The sequence below is a fragment of the Trinickia sp. genome, assembly GCF_051954495.1.
Classification (GTDB): domain Bacteria; phylum Pseudomonadota; class Gammaproteobacteria; order Burkholderiales; family Burkholderiaceae; genus Trinickia.
The window spans coordinates 14378-33885 of record NZ_JBQCHR010000169.1; the positions used below are offsets into that span (position 1 = coordinate 14378).

18 protein-coding genes are annotated in these 19508 nt (G+C 63.1%); 7 read left to right on the forward strand and 11 right to left on the reverse strand.

Going from position 1 to position 19508, the window contains the following annotated elements; all coding sequences use genetic code 11:
• Window positions 1-312 precede the first annotated feature (312 nt).
• Window positions 313-702: a DUF7079 family protein gene (locus ACTHNR_RS23500; protein WP_440550691.1), complete on the forward strand. Its 390-nt coding sequence runs from the start codon at window positions 313-315 to the stop codon at window positions 700-702.
• Window positions 703-860: 158 nt separating this feature from the next.
• On the opposite strand, the gene ACTHNR_RS23505 is transcribed toward ACTHNR_RS23500, so the two are convergent.
• The 4 genes from ACTHNR_RS23505 to ACTHNR_RS23520 all read right to left on the reverse strand — a co-directional run bounded on the left by ACTHNR_RS23505 (window position 861) and on the right by ACTHNR_RS23520 (window position 5148).
• On the reverse strand, window positions 861-2318 hold the full coding sequence (locus ACTHNR_RS23505) for an MFS transporter (RefSeq protein WP_440550693.1): 1458 nt from the start codon (window positions 2316-2318) through the stop codon (window positions 861-863).
• A 49-nt stretch (window positions 2319-2367) separates the two neighbouring features.
• Window positions 2368-2964: a TetR/AcrR family transcriptional regulator gene (locus tag ACTHNR_RS23510; RefSeq protein ID WP_440550694.1), complete on the reverse strand. Its 597-nt coding sequence runs from the start codon at window positions 2962-2964 to the stop codon at window positions 2368-2370.
• A gap of 616 nt (window positions 2965-3580) precedes the next feature.
• Window positions 3581-3991 (reverse strand): hypothetical protein, encoded by a 411-nt coding sequence (locus ACTHNR_RS23515; protein ID WP_440550696.1) that lies wholly within the window; start codon window positions 3989-3991, stop codon window positions 3581-3583.
• Between the two features lie 278 nt (window positions 3992-4269).
• On the reverse strand, window positions 4270-5148 hold the full coding sequence (locus ACTHNR_RS23520) for a LysR family transcriptional regulator (RefSeq protein ID WP_440550698.1): 879 nt from the start codon (window positions 5146-5148) through the stop codon (window positions 4270-4272).
• Between the two features lie 647 nt (window positions 5149-5795).
• Between ACTHNR_RS23520 and ACTHNR_RS23525 the strand changes: the two genes are divergently transcribed.
• Entirely contained in the window at window positions 5796-7232 is a 1437-nt protein-coding gene (locus ACTHNR_RS23525) for an aldehyde dehydrogenase (NADP(+)) (RefSeq protein WP_440550699.1), read from the forward strand.
• A gap of 205 nt (window positions 7233-7437) precedes the next feature.
• Here ACTHNR_RS23525 and ACTHNR_RS23530 read toward each other — a convergent pair whose 3' ends face one another.
• Window positions 7438-7791: a DUF4148 domain-containing protein gene (locus ACTHNR_RS23530; protein WP_440550700.1), complete on the reverse strand. Its 354-nt coding sequence runs from the start codon at window positions 7789-7791 to the stop codon at window positions 7438-7440.
• A 299-nt stretch (window positions 7792-8090) separates the two neighbouring features.
• Here ACTHNR_RS23530 and ACTHNR_RS23535 point away from each other — a divergent pair, with 299 nt between their 5' ends.
• Window positions 8091-8489, forward strand: coding sequence for a VOC family protein (locus tag ACTHNR_RS23535; protein ID WP_440550702.1), 399 nt, complete (start codon window positions 8091-8093; stop codon window positions 8487-8489).
• 130 nt (window positions 8490-8619) lie between these two features.
• On the opposite strand, the gene ACTHNR_RS23540 is transcribed toward ACTHNR_RS23535, so the two are convergent.
• The 4 genes from ACTHNR_RS23540 to ACTHNR_RS23555 all read right to left on the reverse strand — a co-directional run bounded on the left by ACTHNR_RS23540 (window position 8620) and on the right by ACTHNR_RS23555 (window position 13014).
• Window positions 8620-8775: a hypothetical protein gene (locus tag ACTHNR_RS23540; protein WP_440550703.1), complete on the reverse strand. Its 156-nt coding sequence runs from the start codon at window positions 8773-8775 to the stop codon at window positions 8620-8622.
• A gap of 68 nt (window positions 8776-8843) precedes the next feature.
• Window positions 8844-10019: a DUF4382 domain-containing protein gene (locus ACTHNR_RS23545; RefSeq protein ID WP_440550705.1), complete on the reverse strand. Its 1176-nt coding sequence runs from the start codon at window positions 10017-10019 to the stop codon at window positions 8844-8846.
• A gap of 152 nt (window positions 10020-10171) precedes the next feature.
• Entirely contained in the window at window positions 10172-11479 is a 1308-nt protein-coding gene (locus tag ACTHNR_RS23550; RefSeq protein ID WP_440550707.1) for an MFS transporter, read from the reverse strand.
• Between the two features lie 62 nt (window positions 11480-11541).
• Window positions 11542-13014 (reverse strand): M20 family metallopeptidase, encoded by a 1473-nt coding sequence (locus tag ACTHNR_RS23555; protein ID WP_440550709.1) that lies wholly within the window; start codon window positions 13012-13014, stop codon window positions 11542-11544.
• A gap of 179 nt (window positions 13015-13193) precedes the next feature.
• Here ACTHNR_RS23555 and ACTHNR_RS23560 point away from each other — a divergent pair, with 179 nt between their 5' ends.
• The gene (locus ACTHNR_RS23560) at window positions 13194-14093 is read left to right on the forward strand and encodes a LysR family transcriptional regulator (RefSeq protein WP_440550710.1); all 900 of its coding nucleotides are present in this window, start codon (window positions 13194-13196) and stop codon (window positions 14091-14093) included.
• A 108-nt stretch (window positions 14094-14201) separates the two neighbouring features.
• Window positions 14202-15419 carry an MFS transporter gene (locus ACTHNR_RS23565; protein WP_440550712.1) on the forward strand — a complete coding sequence of 406 codons (1218 nt, stop codon included), beginning with the start codon at window positions 14202-14204 and terminating at the stop codon, window positions 15417-15419.
• Between the two features lie 102 nt (window positions 15420-15521).
• On the opposite strand, the gene ACTHNR_RS23570 is transcribed toward ACTHNR_RS23565, so the two are convergent.
• Both ACTHNR_RS23570 and ACTHNR_RS23575 read right to left on the reverse strand, forming a co-directional pair.
• Entirely contained in the window at window positions 15522-16766 is a 1245-nt protein-coding gene (locus tag ACTHNR_RS23570; protein ID WP_440550714.1) for an NAD(P)/FAD-dependent oxidoreductase, read from the reverse strand.
• A gap of 39 nt (window positions 16767-16805) precedes the next feature.
• A complete protein-coding gene (locus ACTHNR_RS23575; protein ID WP_440550715.1) occupies window positions 16806-17585 on the reverse strand; it encodes an ABC transporter substrate-binding protein in 780 nt (259 codons plus the stop codon).
• A 171-nt stretch (window positions 17586-17756) separates the two neighbouring features.
• On the opposite strand from ACTHNR_RS23575, the gene ACTHNR_RS23580 reads away from it, so the two are divergent.
• Window positions 17757-18719: an ornithine cyclodeaminase family protein gene (locus ACTHNR_RS23580; RefSeq protein ID WP_440550717.1), complete on the forward strand. Its 963-nt coding sequence runs from the start codon at window positions 17757-17759 to the stop codon at window positions 18717-18719.
• Window positions 18720-18778: 59 nt separating this feature from the next.
• Entirely contained in the window at window positions 18779-19423 is a 645-nt protein-coding gene (locus ACTHNR_RS23585; protein ID WP_440550781.1) for a helix-turn-helix transcriptional regulator, read from the forward strand.
• The last annotated feature ends 85 nt before the right edge of the window (window positions 19424-19508 follow it).

Consider the following 19508-nt stretch of genomic DNA (forward strand, 5'->3'; position numbering starts at 1 on the left):
TTCGTGGCTAGCCGATGCTGCCACCCGAGGCGAGATGCCGCCGATCGCACGGAACCCACTTACTGTCCAGCGTCTCTTGGCTGACCGATTTAATCGACTGGGAGCGGCTGGACGCGGCGAGCAGGGCACCCTGGCCGGTGCCGGTCTTATCGGTGGCCGAGCCGCTCGCGGCGCAGCGGTTGCGGTCGGTGTGTGCGCGGCGACTGCGCCCGTGTGCGTCGGCGCGATCGCATTCGTCGGTGGCTTGCTTGCGACCTACGGCGCTGAAGCTAGTTTCGGCTCTTTGTACCCTCGCCCGACCAGGTGATCACCGTGACGGAACAGTTGAACCTTGAACGCCGTGCCCCGGTCTGGGAAGCTCTCTCGGAGTTGTTCGTCGGTAAGGAACTCCAAGACTACGACTACGCCGGAATTGCCGAAGCGCTGCGCTTATCCGGTTACTCGCTCGACGAACTCGAAAACGTGCTCCGCGAGGAGGTCGCGCCGGTCTTCCGACGCAACCTCTCGCCGCTCGCCATTCCCGAGATGGAAGGGTGGACACAAGCAGCGGTCGTGAAAGAGATACGGACGTACCTTGGCCGTGAGAAAACGAGCCTGCCGCGGATGCTGACGCGCTTGCTCACTTCGAGGGCGCTGCCCGAGGTGGCGGCGAAGCGTTGGCTGCAAATCAGATCATTGCTTTCGCAGCAAACGATGGAGTGACGCCCGAGCTTTGCCGGGGCGGTTCATGCGTAGTGCGCCAGTCATCCTTTCGCTGCGGCGAATAGCCCAACCTGCCAGGGCGCGTCCCGCCCCACTCACTGTTCGCGTCTTGTTGCTGTGCCAATGTCGAGCGGGGGCGTTTGACCCACCGCGCAAAGTCATTTCGTCGATGCGATGTTGAAGTTCTGTCTGCTGACGGCCGGCGCGCGTGCGAGCGAGATGCCCAGCGCGGCGCCGGCAGCGAGGAACAACGACATCGAGAGAAGCGCGACGATGAACGCATGCGCAATGGCGGCTGGATCCTGGCGCGTGCCGAGGACCGTATAGAAAATTCCGCCGATGATGGCGACGCTGAGCGAGGTGCTGACCTGCAGCGTCGAACTGGCGATGCCGGCGATCATGCCGGAAAGCGCCGGGGCGACGCGCCCCGTCACCATGCGCATCAGCGTGGGCAGCGCGAGCCCCTGTCCGAAACCGATGACGAACAGCGCGGCGGCGAGCGGCACGGACGCGAGCGGCATCCCGACCGGCGTGACCTGGATCAACCACGCGAGGCTGACGAGCCCGACGACCTCCAGCCCCATGCCGAACGGATTGACGTAAGCGCCGATGAGACGTGCGCAGGACGGGGTAGACAAAGGGCCGAGCAGGAACCCCACGCCGAACGGCAAGAACACGAGGCCCGCGCTCAGCGCACCGACGTGCAATGCATTTTGCAGATACACCGAGAACAGCAGGAAGAACGCGCCGATCGCATACAGCAGCAACGCGATCAGCAACGCCCGTCCCAGCCCCGGCGCGCGCAGCGCGCCCGGATCGAGCAGCGGCGCACCGCCGCGGCTGCCCAGCCTGCGCTCATAGCGCCAGAAAGACCAGGCGAGGGCCGGCACCGCGATAAGGGACACCCATGCCCATATGGGCCAGCCTGCTTCGCGCCCCTCGATCAGCGGCACGATTAGCGCGCCAAGCGTCAGCACCGACAGCGCGGTGCCGCCGAGGTCGAGCTTGCGTGCATGCTGCGCACGCGTTTCCTTCAACAACGGAACGCCGAACAACACCACCAGAATTGCCAGCGGCAGATTGACGAGAAAGATCGTGCGCCAACCCAGGTTCAACAGGTTCAGCGAGATCAGGATTCCGCCCAGCGCTTGTCCGACCACTGCGGCGAGGCCGAACACCGCGCCATACAAGCTGAGCGCGAGCGGCTTTTCCGCTTCCGGGAAGATCGCCTGGATCGAAGCGAGCGCCTGCGGCGCCATGATCGCGGCGGTCACGCCCTGCAACGCGCGACCGACGATGAGCGACCACGGCGAGCTCGCGAGGCCGCACAGCGTCGAGGCCGTCGCAAATCCGATCAACCCGAGAAAGAACATGCGGCCGCGGCCGAAGAGGTCGCCCAACCGCCCGCCGGTGATCAGCGTCACCGCGTACAGGCCGGCATATGACGAAATGACCAGTTGCTCGGCCGATGACGTGGCGCCCAGCTCCGCGCGGATCGACGGCAGCGCGACGTTGATGATGAAGAAGTCCAACGGCGGCAGAAACGCGCCGACCAGCAGGACGGAAAACATGGCCCAGCGACGCGGGTCGGGCGAAACGGGACCATTTCGTGACATGGATGGCTCTCCATACGGAACCAGTAAGTTCCAAATTAAGTAAAAAAATTTAGTCGAGAAGGCGCATCGTGCGCTCGACCAGCGCGAGCATGTCGCTCTCGGGCACGCCGGTTTTCCCCAGCACCCGCATGCCCTCGACCTGGCAGACCAGCAAACGCGCCAGCACCTGTTCGTCCTGCTCGGCGATCTCGCCGCTCGCCTGGCCGCGGACGATCGCGCCCGCATAGAGCTGCTGCAGGCGCCGGAACATGCGCCCCGTGCGCTCCGCGACATCCGCGTCGCGCGCGGCCAGTTCGGTGGTCATCGCGACCGCGAGGCACCCCCGCCGGCCGGCCTCGCCGACAGACAGGCGTGCATAGCGCAGCAGCGAGTCGCGAATCGCATCCTTCACGGGGCCGGGTTGCGACAGGATATCCGCGGTCGCCTTGAGCCCATCGGCCATGTACAGGTCGAGCGCCGCCAGCAGCAGCGCCTTCTTGTCGCCGAAGGCCTTGTAGAGACTGCCGCGCGACAAGCCGGTACCGGCCATCAGATCGGGCAGGGACGCGCCTTCATATCCGAGGTCCCAGAAAACGTTCATCGCGTCGCGCGCGGCATCGCCAAGTTCGAATTCGCGGGGGCGGCCCACGCCAGCTGGATTTGCCATCGATCAGGTTCGCAAACGATGCGTTGCTTAAAAGTTAAGCCATGATATAGACCGATTGGTTCCGATGTCAATGGGTGTGTGTAGCGGCCGGGCCGTGCCCGTAAGACGGGTGTTTTGCGAGGATTTTTCGAGTATCCGGCCTTCCGAACGGCCGTTTGCGAAAATATTTCGAGACTTCTGAATGTTTTTCGAGTCTCGTGGCCGAACTAGAACCCGTTGGTTACCAACATCTTATCGAGAACCTTAACCTGGAACCACGGGCTCGGCCACTCGAGGCTCCCGCTTATCTCAACGGTTCCGTGAACCAGAAAGGCGGGGATCGCCGGCAGCTCTACCGGTGGGGTCTCGGGTTTGCGAGGCATATTTTCTCCTGGGGAGCATCATATGCCTTGAACACGAAATTACTGACAGACCCCGAAGAGGTGGTGCGCGAGGCTTTCAGCTCTGCATCGGCACATACCAGCAGCGGCGACGAATCCTCGCAGTCCTGAAAGACGGTACGTCGGGGCGCGCCGCTAAGCGCGACAGTTTTTCGAGGATGGCGGGCCAATAGTAGGGCTGACTGAAGAAATTTCGAGCAAAACGACAGAATTTCGTGTGACAACAGCGACGGCGGCTATTCCCTCACAGGCAACTGCGCTTGCTGTCCCTGCTGAAACGCTGAAATCAACGTCTGCGCCATGCCAAGATGTGCCGCTTGCGTGGCGTACGACGAAGCGATGACTGTGCCGACCACTGCTACAGTGAGCGTCGATGCCGCTAGCCACAGGTGCGTCTTGAGATTCGATGCGTTCTGCGCGGAGGCCGCCGCCGCCTGCACGAGCATTTCGAGCCGCTTATCGCGTTCATCGAGCCGATTATCACGTTCATCGAGCCGCATATCGCGCTCATCGAGTCGCTTATCCCGCTCATCCATGCGCGCGATAAGCGCATCGATCCGCGACACGGCTCCGGCAACGCGCGCATCCATGCGTGCCTCGATGGCCTCAATGCGGGCTTCGAATTCGATCCGGGTGACAATGCTCATATCTTCCACTTCAACGAGGGTCTTCAGTCATCGGCTCCTGCCCCGATCCTCGTGAACTTCGATCGTGGGTCGGCGCATGTCCGGACGCCACTGCCATTCCAACGTTCGCCCAGGCTTGCATGCAGGCGATCGCCAGAACGTCGGCGGCTTCCGACGCTTAAGTAACCGATTTGCCGCCGCAGTTCCCGCGTGCGGCGATGCCGGGTGCGCGGGCTCCATTTTTTGCGGGAAGGTGACATTCGGCCTCCGAGAATGACGCCCCTGTCAAAGGACAGCATTCACGTCGACGAATCCAACAGGACTGAACGGATGACTTCCAGGCGTAGCGACTGCTTGTGCCAGTAAGCGCCGTAGTCGCCCAACGTTAGCGTGGACGTTGTTTTGATTTTCTTGATGCGGTCGTCGCATGCAACGTGCTTGAAGACGGAACTTGGAAGCAATGCAAGGCAGTCTGAATTGCAGAGCGTTGCTACCGTTACCAGAGCGGACGCTGTGCGGAGTTTTATGACGGGCGGGCGCCCCGCGTGCTTCTGGAACCAAGTGGACAATAGGTCTGCAAGGGGGGCGCGTGATTCGTACCCCACCCAAGAGTACTTGGCTAAATCAGAGCATTCGTAGATTCGATTCGACTCGAGCGGATGCTGAAGGCCGGCAGCGATACAGACAGGCTCTGCCGCGAGAGGGATGGTTTCGATATCGGGCTGTCCTTCCAGCATGCCGCCTCGCGCGAAAACCAGATCCAACTCGCCCGATTGAAGTTTGAGCATCAGCTCCGCCGATGTGCCCTCTTGTGCATCGACCGTTAGGCCATGGCGGGATTCGCATGCTCGGCGAATGACATCGCAAAACGCCCCGGTAACAGCGCCCATGATCAGGCCGATCCTCAGGATCCCTTGTCGGTTGTGTTCGATGTTATCGAGATCGAATTTCAATCTGCGCAGTGAACCGATCATGCCTCTCGCGTGTTCAATCGCGCAGCTTCCGGCCTTCGTGGGTACCAGCCCACTATGCGTGCGCTCGAACAGCTGGGCGCCTAAAGCGGCCTCCATTTCCAACAGTGATTTACTCGCGGCGGGCTGTGTCACAGCCAGGTCGTCCGCAGCCCTTCTGATGGACCCATGATTCGCCACGGCTACCAGAAGCAGGAACTGTTTCATCCGGACCGAAACGAGCGCAGCGCTTGGCTGATCTATAAGCATTCGAATTTTACGTTTACGTGGTTATAGGGTGATAACTTCTTTTCAGTTCACAACGACAGGCGCTCGCCGTATTGTTCATGCTCCGTCGTTAGGCGGCGCCGAAGGACAAAGAACCAAAACGTCACAAAAGACCTGAGAGACCCAATGAATCATACAAACGCAGGTAGGCTCAACGCGAGCACGAACCTCTGTCATTCCATCGAAGGGCTGCTGCTCTCCTACTGCAGCGTCGCCAAAGTCCAGGGTGTCGTTTGGCTTCCACTATGACATGGGATTCAAACGCGTTCGGCCAGAACGCGGACGGACGATGCCGAAGGTGCTGCGGCGATACAGCGCCTAGACCAAGTCCTGCACCGGAATAAGCGGCACCTCGTGCTGGAGCCCGGGGATCTTGCCGTGATCAGCAACAACCACAGCATTCATTGTCGCGAGGTGCTGGAGGTAGGTGACTGCGATGCGCATCGAATTCGATGGCTGATCAAGACGTACAACGTTGACGATCTCGCAGCGCATCAATCACACATGATTCCTGGGGTGCCATATACCGTGGATGAGTGATGTGAGTCTCGCATATGGGTATTCAAAAGGGTAATTTCGGAGCAATCATGCAAATTCAAGATTCGTCGCCGGACGAAATCGACTCGGCTGTCCTCGCCGCATCGCAGGCTTCCAGCGCGTGGGCGCAGTCATCCGCAGAGGATCGAGCGCGGTTGCTCCAGGCGCTTGCGGATGACCTGCAGGGGCACCGAGATGCGCTCGTCGATATCGCTGATGACGAAACGTCGCTCGGGCCGGGACGCCTCAACAGCGAACTCGACCGAACGATCTTTCAGCTCGGCGGATTTGCCGACCATGTGACTGCCGGGACCGCCTTTGCCGCATCCGAGGACGCACCGATCGCCGGTGCGCCGCCACGTGGCCGTCCCCATCTTGTCCGGGTGCGGGTGCCGGTCGGACCCGTCGCAATGTTTTCCGCAAGCAATTTTCCGCTGGCATTCTCAGTGCTCGGCGGAGATACGGCCTCTGCGCTGGCGGCAGGCTGTCCGGTCGTGGTGAAAGCGCATCCGGGGCATCCTCGTCTTTCCCGCTACGTTTTCGAGGTGGCCCGGTCAACGCTTGGCCGACTGGAGTACCCCCAGGGGTTGCTTGGAATGGTCGAGGGAGCCGGTATCGATGTCGGCGTGAGGCTCGTGCGCCATCCCGACATCGCGGCCGTAGCTTTCACCGGTTCATACAGGGGCGGTATTGCGCTGTGGGAACACGCGAACTCACGGCCGCGGCCGATTCCATTTTACGGAGAATTAGGCTCGATAAATCCTGTTGTCGCCATGCCTAGCGCACTTGCCAACAGAGAGGAGGAGTTCGCGCAGATGTTGGCGAACTCGATGGAGTTCGGCTGCGGCCAGATCTGCACGAGTCCCGGCGTGCTTGTTCTATTCGAAGACGATACAGCCGACGTGTTCGAAAGCGCGCTGCGCGATGCGCTGGAAGCAAAGAGCCTCCATGCGATGCTGACGCCCGGAATGAAGAGAAACTTCGACAACGGCGTTGCGAGACTGTTCGATACGCCTGGCGTTCAGGCGGTGCTCGGAAGCAAAGTGGTGCACGGCGATCACATGCTGCCCAAGCCGGTATTGGCAAAAACATCCGCGCGAAATTTCGTCGCACAACCGACGCTGCACGAGGAGATTTTTGGCCCCGCGTGTCTGCTCGTCCGGGTCACTTCGGTGGACGAAATCGAGGACGTGCTCAGGGCTATCGGCGGGAGTCTGACCGTTACGCTTTGGGGCGCGGAAGCCGAGTCGGCAGATGCGCAGCGGATCACTGCGTGCGCTACTAGGATTGCGGGACGCGTACTGTTTGGCGGTGTACCTACCGGGGTGTCGGTTGCGTCCAGTCAACACCACGGCGGGCCGTGGCCGGCGTCAACTCAGCCATTCACTACCTCTGTGGGTTACGACGCCATGAATCGATTCCTGCGGCCCGTCACACTGCAAAGCCCACCGGCATGGGTACTCGACCGCAAAGGGCGGCCGTGCTGATTTGCCTTTGCTTGGCACGTGGAACCGATTTTCCGTCGCTGCTCCGGTTCGCAACGATGGCGGATGTGCACGCGCAGTGTCGATAGACGATATTGCGCGTGACGCACGTTGACCATACCGCTGCCTTGATACCTTGCAGCAAGAGCTGACACGCGATCCCCTGAATATGCGGGCAAAACCATATACCGCGTTCGGCTCAGAAGGCTTAACTGCCAAAGTAAATATCGCAGAAGCTAACGGGCCCGACGCAGCGCGACGACATCGGCATATGCGACGGCGCCCCCGCTTCAGTCGTGCCGTTCTGCGCGATGCCGCCTACGGCGCTCGAACCCGATTGCTGCGCATTCTGTGCAGCAATCTTCGCTTCCGCCGCTTGAATATCGGCCGGATAGTAAGGGTTGTCCCCTCCGTGGGCCGCATCGTAACCCGCTTGCTCGACGCGAACGAGGTCGGCACGAACCTGCGCACGGGTGAGTGGAGCGCTCGACTGAGCGTAGCTCGCAAGCGGAGCGGCAAACGTGGCGGCGGCGAGAGCGAGGGCGGCGAACATCTTCGGCATGATCAGGACTCCTAAATGAGATTGAACTAGCCCAGCCTGACTAGGTGGCTTTGCAGGGCAGTCGGACGGAGAGGCCAACCGGCATCTCATCGACTAGTGCCTAGTTTGATCCCCGACGGCTGTCAGAACCGAGACGCGAAGATGACAAATTTGCCATCGATGAACGCCAGTCGGATTTGAGCCGAGCGCGTCAAGGCAAGCATTGGGATTCGCGAAACATCCGAAGACCAGATAATCTGCCGTCTTCGGCGGCCCCCTTCTCGCCACCGCTCGCTCCGCAAACGACCAAGGACCAGCCAATGATTTCGCACGTATGCATCGGCGTGAACGACTTCGACAAGGCGTTCGCTTTCTATTCGATGGTGATGAGCGCCATGGGCCACGAGTTGAAGTTCCGCGAACTCGAGCGGCCGTGGGCCGGATGGATGGCAAAGGATAAACCGCGGCCGCTCTTCATCATCGGCAGGCCCTACGACGGCCAGGCCGCGCATAGCGGAAACGGTCAGATGGTGGCGTTCCTCATGCCAGATCGCGCATCGGTCGATCGCGTGCATGCCGTCGCGTTAGCAAACGGCGCGACGAGCGAGGGCGACCCGGGGCTTCGGCCGCATTATCACGCCAACTACTACGGCGCGTATTTCCGGGACATGGACGGCAACAAGATCGGCATCTGCTGCCACGAACCCGAGGCGCAGTAACCGTCATTCCTGCGTGGACGGCCGACGGAAGTTACGCCTCGTTACAAAGTCGAACGAGAGGCGCGGGAACGAATGGCGGAAGGGCCCGGTAGCGGCAACCTTGCATCCACCGGGCCGATAGTCACCGCGGTTAGCAATTACCCTTCTTGGCTTGTCCGGGCGGACAGAATCCGTTGCCCGGTCCGCCCTGCGGATGGACGACCACGCCCGGTTGATCGGGTACGTACACGGCGCACCCGGCCAGGGCCGAGCAAGCAACGGTAAGGGCGATGACGATTTTTTTCATGGGGTTCCCCGTAAAAGAGGAGGGGCGCCGCTCGCCCCTCGATTCGAATGATTGCAGGCTAGCCGTCGTTAGAAGCTGAAGTTCACACCGGTTTGCGCACCCGCCGTCACATCGACCGGCGTCGTTTTGACTGCGCCAGATGCCGCGTCGGCTTCGATCGTGTAGTGCCCTGCCGATGCCGTGACGGGGTTCAAGCTGACGGGAAGCGTACCCGTATAGGCCCCGCTCATGGGCGCCGCGACGGGCAGGCTCATCGTGTAAGCGCCGGTATCGAGGTTCGCGTTCGCCGATGCGATTTCATAAGTCCCGGCCGGCGTAGCTTGAAGCGCTCGTACGCTGGCATTCGCCGACGCCGTCACGGTGCCGCTCACCGAGTTCATCGTCGAGACGGGCAATGCGATCGGCTGGGCCGCCGTCGATACGTGCGTGGTCGCGCCGACCACGACGGGCACCGACGTCACGATTCCGGTCGTTTCGCCGGTCTGCGCGATCACGATGTCGTAGTTTCCGTTCGTGGAGCTTTGCGTCAAGGTCGAAAAGACGAAATGCCCGCTGCTGTCTGCCACGGTGCCGCTGACTACAGCGCCGTTTTGCTCCGCATAGACCGTGGCCCCGGCCTCGGCGACCGCGACGTAGCCGTCGATGATGCCGGCGACCGTGGTCGGGGTCGCGGTGATGACGGGCTTCAGGGCGTACGAGCCGTTGCCTTGCTGAACGACCGATTTGCAAGCGTTGAAATCAAGCACGAGATCGACGGTCGAATTCGCCGCGACGTCGAACGGGCGAATGATCTTCAAGCCGCTTTGCGTCGCACTCGGTGTCGCGAGCGGCTGTTCCGTGCCCGTACCCGACACCACAACGGAATTGGCGGTCGAATTGCCTTGGTTCTGCGCAAGCACGAGCCGCACTTGCTGGTATTGACCGGCGGGTAGCGTCGCCTGACCCAGCGTGGCCATCGTACCGTTCGTCAATGAAAGCAAATCGAGTTTTTGCGGCGTAGCGAGCGTGATCGTCGTCCACCCGCCATCGCTGTCAGCCGCGCTCGAGCTAGCGTTGATGCGCACTTGATTCACTGTGACATACACGTGATCGAAGCCGCACGCAGGCGCGTCGGTCATCTGTACGTTCACGGTGCCGGTGGGCGTTGCGCTCGACCCGCCACCCCCGCCGCCGCACGCGGCGAGCATGGCCGCAGCCAATGCCGAGATGGCGGTCGTTAAAAGCCCTGCACGCAGCGTATTCATCGCGACACCTTTAATTATATTTCGATGTGCGAAGAATAGATTCGGCAGACGCAACTCTATTTCTGACTTTGCAACAATCCGTAACCTGCTTCTAGCGATGTCCGCACGTACTGCGTAAGAAGCCGGGAAGGATAGCGACGAAGGACGACCTATTACGTCGCCAATCCCCGCTCGACTTCGACCCGCTTCACCCGGCTCACCGATGCCAGCGCGGCAAGGCTCACCATCGCCGTGATCATCACGTAGAAGCTCGGTGCGCTGCGGTTCGCCGTTGCGCTGACCAGCCAGGTCACCACCGCGGGCGTGAATCCGCCGAACACTGTCACGCCGACGTTGTAGGCAACCGACATACCCGTCGAACGCGTGGCCGCCGGGAAGATCTCCGACATCAACGCGGGCAGCGCGCCGAAGTACACCGATTTCAGTACCGCCAGCCAAGCCACGAGTGCGAACAGCGTGAAAGTCGATAGATGCGCGACCGTATAGGAAAACGCAGGATAGGCGGTGACGACGAACAGTAGCCCCACCGTCGCCATCTGCGTAAGACGACCGATGCGGTCCGACAGATGCCCCGCAAACGGCGTCACGCACGTCAGAATGACGCCGCCCAGCATCGTTGCCGCGAAGCTTGTCGATGCCGGCAAATGCAACTCGCGGATCGCAAACGTCGGCAGGTACTGCAGCAAATAATTGACCGACGTGGAAACCGCCAATGCGCCGGTCGCGATCAGCACCATGCGCTTTTGCGTGGCGAACACGTCACGTACCGGCGTTTCGGTGTGAACGGCCTCGGTGAAGTCGGGCGCATCCTCGAGAAAGCGGCGCAGATACAAACCTACGGGCCCGATCAGCAAGCCGATAAAAAACGGCACGCGCCAGCCCCACGATTCGAGGGCGTCGTGAGACAGCAACCGCGCGAGCGCGAAACCGCACGTCGCCGCCATCAATGTAGAAAGGCCTTGCGTCGCGAACTGCCAACTGGCGAGAAAACCGCGTCGATGCGGGGCGTGTTCGATCAGCATGGCTGTCGATGCGCCGAATTCGCCCCCCGCGGAAAAGCCTTGAATCAACCGGGCGACGAAGACGCCGATGGGCGCGGCAAGCCCGATGCTCGCGTAGCTGGGCAAGAGCGCAATGATCGCCGTGCCCACCATCATGAGGCCGACCGACATCATCAAAGCGGCTTTGCGCCCACGCTTATCGGCATACGCGCCGAGCACGACGCCGCCGATCGGCCGCACGAGGTACGAAGCGCCGAACGTGCCGAAAGTCAGCAGCAGCGATGCTGTCTGATCGGCCGTCGGGAAAAAGTTTTTGCCGATGTAGAGCGCAAAGAAGCCGTAGATCGCGATGTCGAACCATTCGAGCGCGTTGCCGGCCGAGGTCGCAATGACGATTTGCAAGAGGCTCAACGGCTTACGCGCGGATGACGCTGATGTTGCAGGCGGGCGGTGATTCATCGCGATCCTCGATGGGTTGACTGACGATGATGAAACGGGCGTCGATGCGCGCTAACCAAGCGCTAACCAAGCGCTGACGTATGCGCGGCCGGCCCGGCGGCGCGAGCCGCGCGCAGGGCGACGATGCGCCGCGCGTCTTCGCCGAGATCCCACCAAACGCCGGCCATGACCCCGAGCGCCTCGCGCGCGACGGAGCCGAGCAGATGCTCGTTCGGCGCATGCTGCGAGCAAGCGGGATACGAATGCGGCACCCACAGCGTGGGCAGCCCCAGCGTATCGGCGAACACGTCGTTCGGGACCGTTCCGCCCAAGTTGGGCAGCAGGGCGGGCTTCTTCCTAGTGGTGGTCGACATCGACGAGAGCAGCCAATCGACCCACGGGTCCTCAGGATCCAGTCGCGTCGCGGCGGCTGTCCGTGTGACGGTCACCTGCACCTGCGTCAAGCCGTGGCGAGCGAAATGGGCCGTCAAATGTTCGGCCGCATTCGCGCTGTCGGTGCCGACGACGAAGCGCAGCTGACACGTCGCGCGCGCGACGGGCGGAATGGCGTTCACGGGCGCGTCCGGGTTGCCGGCCTTGAAGGCCAGCACTTCGAGCGCATTCCAGGCGATGACGCGCTCGGTGGGCGTGAGGCCCGGTTCGCCCCACTCCGGATCGATGGCCGGTGCGTTCTCGTCGCCGCCGAGTTCGATATCGGCGAGTGCTCGACGTACGGTGTCCGGTATGGGAAGCGGACGCAGGCCGTCGACGACGATGGCCCCGTCGGCATCGACGAGGCTCGCGATCGCATGGGCAAGGACGATCGCCGGGTTGCGCAGCACGCCGCCCCAATTGCCCGAGTGGTGTGCGCCTTCACGCAGATCCACGGTCAGGTCGAAGTTCACGCCGCCGCGCGAGCCGAGAAAGACGGTGGGGCGTTCGGCGTTCACGCGCGGGCCGTCCGACGCGATGAACACGTCGGAGGCGAGTGCTTCACGTTCTTGCGCGCAGATTTCGTCGAGTCCCGGCGAGCCGATCTCCTCGCCCATTTCGAAGATGACCTTGACGTTGTAGCCGAGCGTGCCGCCGCGCGCGTCGAGCACCGCGGCCAGCGCCGCGAAATTCACCGAATGCTGGCCTTTGTTGTCGGCGCAGCCGCGGCCGTACCAGCGGTCGCCTTCGACCGTCAGCTCCCACGGGCCGCTACCGGCGCGCCACTGTTCGTCATAGCCGCGCACGACGTCGCCGTGGCCGTATGTCAGCACGGTCGGCAAAGCCGGATCTTCGATGCGCTCGGCGATGAGAAACGGCACGCGCTCGGCCAGGGGGTTCGCCGCGATGCGACACGTGAAGCCGAGCCGTGAAAGCGTCGGCGCGATTTCGTCGGACAGATAGGCATGCATGGCGTCCGCCTGGGCCGGGTTCTGGCTTTCGGTTCGGTATGCGACGCGGCGCGTCAGATCGTCGAGGAAGCGGCCGGAGTCGTAGGCCGCCTGCGCGCGATCGATCGCCTGCCGGCGTGCGCTGCCATTGGTTTGTTCTCCAAGCCCGGCCATCGTGTCCCCTCCTAATGTCGATGAGACCAAGGTTAGGAACGCCAAAAATTCGCAACAATTTCAATTTTGTCGATTAGGCTTGCCGAAAAAGCAATGTGCCCTCGCGTGGGCGTCGTGCGTTTCGCCCCGCTCGCCGCGCCGCACCCAGGCTCAACGTCCAACCATCGGAGACCGTCCGCATGCTGCACGGCATCGCCCTTCGTTACTTCGTCGAAGTCGCTCGCACTGGGTCGCTCGCGGCCGCTTCGGACAATCTGCACGTGGCCGTGTCGGCCATCAGCCGGCAAATCAGCAAACTCGAAGCGGATGTCGGCGCGCCGCTGTTCGAGCGGCTCCCGCGCGGCATGGTGCTGACCGAGCCGGGCGAATTGCTCGCCGAGCACGCGCGGCGCACGCTGCTGGAGGCCGACGCGGTGCTTGGCGAGATCTCCGCAAGCGAAGCGCGTGGCGGCAAGCTTGTCCGGATCGGCTGCACGGAGGGCTTCACGCGGTCGTTCTTGCCCGCGGTATTGGCGCGTCACCATGGAGCTGCGCCGAACGCGCGTTATGCGTTGCGCTCGGGCGCGCCGGCGCAAGTCGAGCACTGGGTGACGGCAGGCGAGGTGGATATCGGCGTCGCATTCTCCGGCGGTGGTTCGTCGGTACCGCTGGATGTCGTCTATTCGATCGATATGCCGGTGCGCGCGCTGCTCGGCGCGACGCATCCCCTAGCGTCGCGCGCGTCGCTGACGCTGGCCGATTTGCAAGCCTATCCGCTGGCGCTGCTCGAGCGCGGCACGACCGTGCGGCAATTATTCGATCTGTGCTGTTCCACGCGAGGCGTGCGCATCGAACCGGTGCTCAGCAGCAACAACTCGGCGGCGCTGCACGCATTTGCCGCGCTGACGGGCGCGATCACCCTCGGCAGCGCCGTGGCGCTCAAGGGTGCGGAGAACGAGATGTCCCTCGTATGGCGGCCGATCGACGAGCCTTTGCTCAGCCAGCGTGTTTTGCAGGTTACGACCATGCGTGAAAGGCGCTTGCCCGCCGTGGTGAAAGGACTGCTCGCGACGATCGTCGACATGATCGCAGCCGAGTAAGCAGCTGCTACACCGTATTTGATTCGCGCGTCGTGCTCGCAGCATGGGAGCGTCCCGCGGAACATCGTTTGCTGCCCCGGACGGAAACCGGTTTCTCTGGGGAAGTCGATGGACACGACGCGTCCGTGGTATCGGGCGACGCTCGGCAATCGAGTCTCGCTATGGGCCAGCGCTTTCTTGCTCGCGGCGATCTACGCGGGCAGCACGATCGTCACGCCGCTCTATCCGCTCTATCAGCGCACATTCGGCGTATCCGAGGTGACGATTACGCTCGTCTATGCGACGTATGTCATCGGCAATCTCGGCGCATTGTTCGCGTTCGGCCGAGTATCGGACCAGGCCGGCCGCCGGCTAGTGAGCTTGCTCGTGCTCGCTGTGGGCGGGGCAAGCACGCTGCTGTTTCTGTTCGCCGTGCATCCGGCCATGTTGTTCGCTGCACGAGCGGCGAGCGGCCTTGCCATTGGCGTAGGCGCGGCCACCGCAACGGCTTGGATCGCCGACTTGCATCCGAACGCGGACAAAGCGGATGCGAGCCGCCTGGCCGCGGCGGTGAATCTCGTGGGACTCGCGGTGGGCGTGTTCATCTCGGGCATGCTCGCCCGGTACGCGCCTTCGCCGCTTCGGCTGGTCTACGTGATCTACTTCCTTGTTTTACTGATCACGACCGCGGTGATCGCACGCACTCGTGAAACGGTCGATTCGCCCCCGCGGGAAGGTAAAGAAGGAATATCGCTGAAGCCGCGCATCGGCATTGCGCCGCAAGCGCGGATGGCTTTCATCGCGCCGGCTGTCACCGCGTTCGCCACGTTCGCGCTGCTCGGGTTTTACGCGGCGCTCGCGCCGAATCTGCTCGCGAACAGTATGCACTTGCGCAGTCCGGCCGTGAGCGGCGCAATCGTCGCGGAATTGTTCGCCGCCAGCGCGATTGCGGTCGTGGCCGCGCCGATGATCTCGCCGCGGGTCACGATGTTCATCGGGTTATGGCTGCTGGCGCCCAGCCTTGCATTGCTGCTCTGGGCGCAGTTCGCGGGGTCGCTGGCATTGCTGATCGCGGCCACCGCTTTGTGCGGCATCGCATCGGCGTTCGGGTTTCGAGGAAGCCTGCAAGAGGTCAACCGCATCGCGCCCGCCGAGCGGCGGGCGGAGATGCTGTCGGCCTATCTGCTCTGTTGCTACGGCGGCAATTCGTTGCCCGCCGTCGGCGTGGCGCTGCTGTCGCGGAAGATCGGCCATCTATGGGCGGACGTCGCGTTCGCGGGTGTGTCGGTGGGGTTGGCGGCGATTGCGCTCATCGTTGGCGCGCGTTGGGGACGAAGCGAAAGCTGACGGCGACGATGGCCCGGTCCGAGCCTTCCGCGGCATGGTATTGCGCAGTTTGTTTCGCAGGCCCCGCTCTTTCAGCTTGAATCGCGGATTTCGGCCGCTTGCTCAACGAAAGCGACCGACCCGAAACGGCGCCGGGTTCGCGAAGGGCTCGTCGCCCGTCATCATTTCCGCCAGCAGCCGCCCGGTCACGGGGCCGAGCGTCAGCCCGTGGTGGTTGTGTCCGAATGCGAACCACAGACCTCGGTGGCGCGGCGCGGGGCCGATGACCGGCCGCATGTCGGGCATGCATGGGCGCATGCCGTGCCAAGGCTGTGCGTCGATGCGCTCGCCAAGCCCGAATGCGGCGCGCGCGAACGGTTCGGCGCGTGTGAGCTGCACGGCTGCAGGGGCGGTGCGATCGTTAGCGATCTCGACGCCCGTAGTCAATCGCAGCCGATCGCCTTCCATCGGCGCGACAGCGTAGCCGCGCTCGGTATCCACGATCGGCAGCGAAACGGTTCGCCCGGCGGCGCGGTAATGCATGTGATAGCCGCGTTTGCCCCGCAGCGGGATGCGGTAGCCGAAGCGCGCGAAGACCGTGTCGGACCAGGGCCCAAGCGCAACCACGATGGCTTTCGCGCTGAGCGCGCCGCGATCCGTATCGACGATCCACGCGTCGTCCGATCGCCGAAGCGTGGCGGCGTCGCCGGTCGCGAACGTGCCGCCCTCACGCTCGAACAAAGCGGCGTAACCTTTGACGAGGCCGCCCGGATCGCGAACGCTCTTCGGATCTTTCCAGTGAATCGCGCCATGAATCTGCGCGCCGACGGCTGGCTCTCGCGCGCGCAGCGTCGCGCCGTCCAGGACGTCGATGTTCAGGCGGTGGGCCTGCGCGCTAGCGTGCGCTTCCTTCACGGCACGCTCGAATGTGCTAGGCGTGCGAAAGGCCTCAAGCCAGCCGCGCGCTTGAACGAGACGGTCCACACCCGCGCGCGAGATCAACGCATCGTGTTCCCGCACGCACGCATCGATCAGCGGCAACAGGTCGCGCGACGCCTCTTCCAGCCGACGCGGCGACGACGCCAGCCAAAACCGCGCGAGCCAGGTCGCGTAGCCCGGCAGCGCGCGGTAATCCCAATAGAGATCCGTCGAGCGATTGCAGGCATAGCGCAGCAGCGTGCCGATATCGCGCGGAAAGCCGAACGGCACGACCGACGAGCGCTCGATCAGCCCCGCGTTGCCGAAACTCGTTTCCTCGCCCGCGGCGCGCCGATCGACGAGCGCGACGCGGCAGCCGCGATCTTGCAGATGAATGGCCGACGAGACGCCGACGATGCCGGCGCCGAGCACGATGACGTCAAAGTCCATGGCGTGAAGCTCGAAGATTCGGCACGCTAGCCGACGGGGTCATTTCGCGATGATGTCGCGCTTGAAGTACTTCTGCGACAGCGCCGTGAGCGTACCGTCCTTCTTCAACGCATCGAGTGCGGCATCGACCTTGGCGAGCAGCGCCTTATCGCCCTTGCGCAAGCCGAAACCCGTGCCTTCGCCGAGCGTCGCGGGGTCTTTCAAAGGCGCGCCGGCGATCTCGTAGCCCGCGCCGTTCGGTTTGTCGAGGAAGCCGTCTTGCGCCGTCTGCGCTTCCTGCACCGCGGCGTCGAGGCGGCCGGATACGAGATCGGAATACACCTGATCCTGGTCCTGGTACGACACGATGTCGACACCTGCGTTGGCCCAATGCTTCTTCAGAAAATCTTCCTGCGACGAGCCCTGCAGCACCCCGACATGCTTGCCCTGAAGCGCCTTCGTATCGGGCAGCAAGCCCGAGCCGCGCTTGGCGACCATCACGATCGGCACGACATAGATTGGCGGCGTGAAGTCGATGCTTTCCTTGCGCTTGGCCGTGATGTTCATCGCCGAATTGATGACGTCGAACTTGCGTGCGCGCAGCGCCGGAATCAGGCCGTCGAACGCGTTCTCGACCCAGACGCATTTGACTTTCATCTTCGCGCACACGGCGTTGCCGACGTCCACGTCGAACCCGACGAGCGTGCCCGAGGCCGTCTTGCTTTCGAACGGGGGATAGGCGGCTTCGATACCGAAACGCAACGTGTCGGACGATTGCGCGAACGCGGCGCCGGCCGTCATCGCGAAGGCGGCGGCAAGCAAGGAGTGCTTCAGCTTCATGGCGGATTTCCTGTCTGGGGTGATCGATACGGCCCTCAGCCGACGACGACGCGACGATTCGATATCGTGTAGACTGTTTGTCCAATATAGACTATTTTGGATCGTATGGTCCAGTGGCCAAAAACCCTACCGGGGCGCTTCCTTCCGCTCATCGTTTTCGGAGACTCACGCATGAAACCCGCCTTGCCGCTCGTCGTCGATGAACAGACCGCACGCGATGCATTGCCAGCGATCGATATCCGCGGCGCGCTCGCGGCCATGTTTGGCGCGTTGGCCGCCGAGCAAGCCGTTCAGCCTGCGCAGACGCTGACGTTGTTGCCCAACGGGGCGGGCGATTTCATCACCTATCTGGGCGCGCTGGCCGGGGAGAAAGTGTTCGGCGCCAAGCTGTCGCCGTATCTGGTGGGCGGCGACAAAGCCGTGATCACGGCGTGGACGACGCTGATGTCGATGGAAACGGGGCAGCCGCTGATGCTTTGCGATGCCGGTCTGCTGACGGCCGAACGCACCGCCGCCACGACAGCGCTCGGCATCGATCTGCTCGCTCGGCCCGATGCCGTCCGTTTGGCGCTCGTCGGCACGGGGGCGGTCGGGCTCGCACACTTGCGGCATGCGGCGCCGCTTCGTCCGTGGCAGTCGATCCGCGTGTTTTCTCCCGACCTTGTGCATAACGACGCGAAGCGCGCTGCTTTAGCCGCAGCCGACTCCCGCGCGCGGGCGAGCGCGAGCATCGAGGCCTGTGTCGAAGACGCGGACGTGGTGATGCTATGCACGTCGTCGGGCACGCCGGTGCTGGCAAGGCAGGCGCTGACGAAGCCCGCCCTCGTGACCTCGATCAGCACGAATGTGGCGAACGCGCATGAAATCGCACCGGCTTGGCTGCCCGATCTCGATGTCTATTGCGATTACCGCAAAACCACGCCGGGCAGCGCCGGCGAAATGAAGCTCGCCGCGCAGCATGGCTGGTCGCCCGAGCGGATCGTGGGCGATTTGCCCGCGCTGGTGAGCGAGGCGTGCGCGAAGCCTCGATATGAAAAGTCGGCATTCTTTCGATCGATCGGCCTCGGGCTCGAAGACGTGGCGATCGCGTACGCGCTGTACCGGCATTTGAGCGGGCGACAGTCGCTACAATGATGCCGCGCCGCCGTGCTTCGCCGCGGGCGGCCGCCTCCCTCGAACGCGGTTTCCCGATGATGCGCAAGCAGAAAACGTCCCCCGTCAAAGACCTATTGCTGTCCCGCTATGCGCCGATCGCCGACGGCATCGCCGCGCTGTTCTTCCCTTACGCGGAAGTCGTGATTCACGATCTGCACGATCAGACGGTGCTCTACCTCGCGAACAACCTGTCCAAACGCGAGGTCGGCGACGATTCGGCGTTGGAAGAAATCGACCATTCCGCACGCGAGCGCGTGATCGGCCCCTACGAAAAGCTGAACTGGGACGGCCGAAAGATGCGTTGCGTGAGCAACGTGCTGTTCGACGACAGCGGGCAGCCGGCGGGCATGATGTGCATCAACTTCAACATCGCCGTGTTCGAGGATGTGCGCTCGACGCTTGAGCTGTTCATCAAGGGGGCGGGTCTCGTCGCGCAGCCCGACGAGCTGTTTCGCGACGATTGGCAGGAACGCATCAATACGTTCCTGCACGGTTGGCTGCGAGAGCGCCAGCTCGGTTTGAACGGCCTGACGCGCGAGCATCGGCGGGAAATCGTCGAAGCGCTCTACGCCGAGGGCGCCTTTCGCGGGAAAAGCTCGGCGAACTATATCGCCAACGTGCTCGGGATGGGACGCGCCACCGTCTACAAGCATTTGAAGCAGTTGAAAGACGGGGCGAACTGACGCCGAACGTGGCCGCGCCCGGCAGGCGCGGGTCCATACAAAAAACAAGGCCCGCGAGCGTCGATGCGCCGCGGGCCTCGGCTTC

Coding starts and splice junctions, on each gene's coding strand:
- ACTHNR_RS23505 (WP_440550693.1), bottom strand. CDS start 2,318: ATGTCACGAAATGGTCCCGTTTCGCCCGACCCGCGTCGCTGGGCCATG.
- ACTHNR_RS23510 (WP_440550694.1), bottom strand. CDS start 2,964: ATGGCAAATCCAGCTGGCGTGGGCCGCCCCCGCGAATTCGAACTTGGC.
- ACTHNR_RS23515 (WP_440550696.1), bottom strand. CDS start 3,991: ATGAGCATTGTCACCCGGATCGAATTCGAAGCCCGCATTGAGGCCATC.
- ACTHNR_RS23520 (WP_440550698.1), bottom strand. CDS start 5,148: ATGAAACAGTTCCTGCTTCTGGTAGCCGTGGCGAATCATGGGTCCATC.
- ACTHNR_RS23525 (WP_440550699.1), top strand. CDS start 5,796: ATGCAAATTCAAGATTCGTCGCCGGACGAAATCGACTCGGCTGTCCTC.
- ACTHNR_RS23530 (WP_440550700.1), bottom strand. CDS start 7,791: ATGCCGAAGATGTTCGCCGCCCTCGCTCTCGCCGCCGCCACGTTTGCC.
- ACTHNR_RS23535 (WP_440550702.1), top strand. CDS start 8,091: ATGATTTCGCACGTATGCATCGGCGTGAACGACTTCGACAAGGCGTTC.
- ACTHNR_RS23540 (WP_440550703.1), bottom strand. CDS start 8,775: ATGAAAAAAATCGTCATCGCCCTTACCGTTGCTTGCTCGGCCCTGGCC.
- ACTHNR_RS23545 (WP_440550705.1), bottom strand. CDS start 10,019: ATGAATACGCTGCGTGCAGGGCTTTTAACGACCGCCATCTCGGCATTG.
- ACTHNR_RS23550 (WP_440550707.1), bottom strand. CDS start 11,479: ATGAATCACCGCCCGCCTGCAACATCAGCGTCATCCGCGCGTAAGCCG.
- ACTHNR_RS23555 (WP_440550709.1), bottom strand. CDS start 13,014: ATGGCCGGGCTTGGAGAACAAACCAATGGCAGCGCACGCCGGCAGGCG.
- ACTHNR_RS23560 (WP_440550710.1), top strand. CDS start 13,194: ATGCTGCACGGCATCGCCCTTCGTTACTTCGTCGAAGTCGCTCGCACT.
- ACTHNR_RS23565 (WP_440550712.1), top strand. CDS start 14,202: ATGGACACGACGCGTCCGTGGTATCGGGCGACGCTCGGCAATCGAGTC.
- ACTHNR_RS23570 (WP_440550714.1), bottom strand. CDS start 16,766: ATGGACTTTGACGTCATCGTGCTCGGCGCCGGCATCGTCGGCGTCTCG.
- ACTHNR_RS23575 (WP_440550715.1), bottom strand. CDS start 17,585: ATGAAGCTGAAGCACTCCTTGCTTGCCGCCGCCTTCGCGATGACGGCC.
- ACTHNR_RS23580 (WP_440550717.1), top strand. CDS start 17,757: ATGAAACCCGCCTTGCCGCTCGTCGTCGATGAACAGACCGCACGCGAT.
- ACTHNR_RS23585 (WP_440550781.1), top strand. CDS start 18,779: ATGCGCAAGCAGAAAACGTCCCCCGTCAAAGACCTATTGCTGTCCCGC.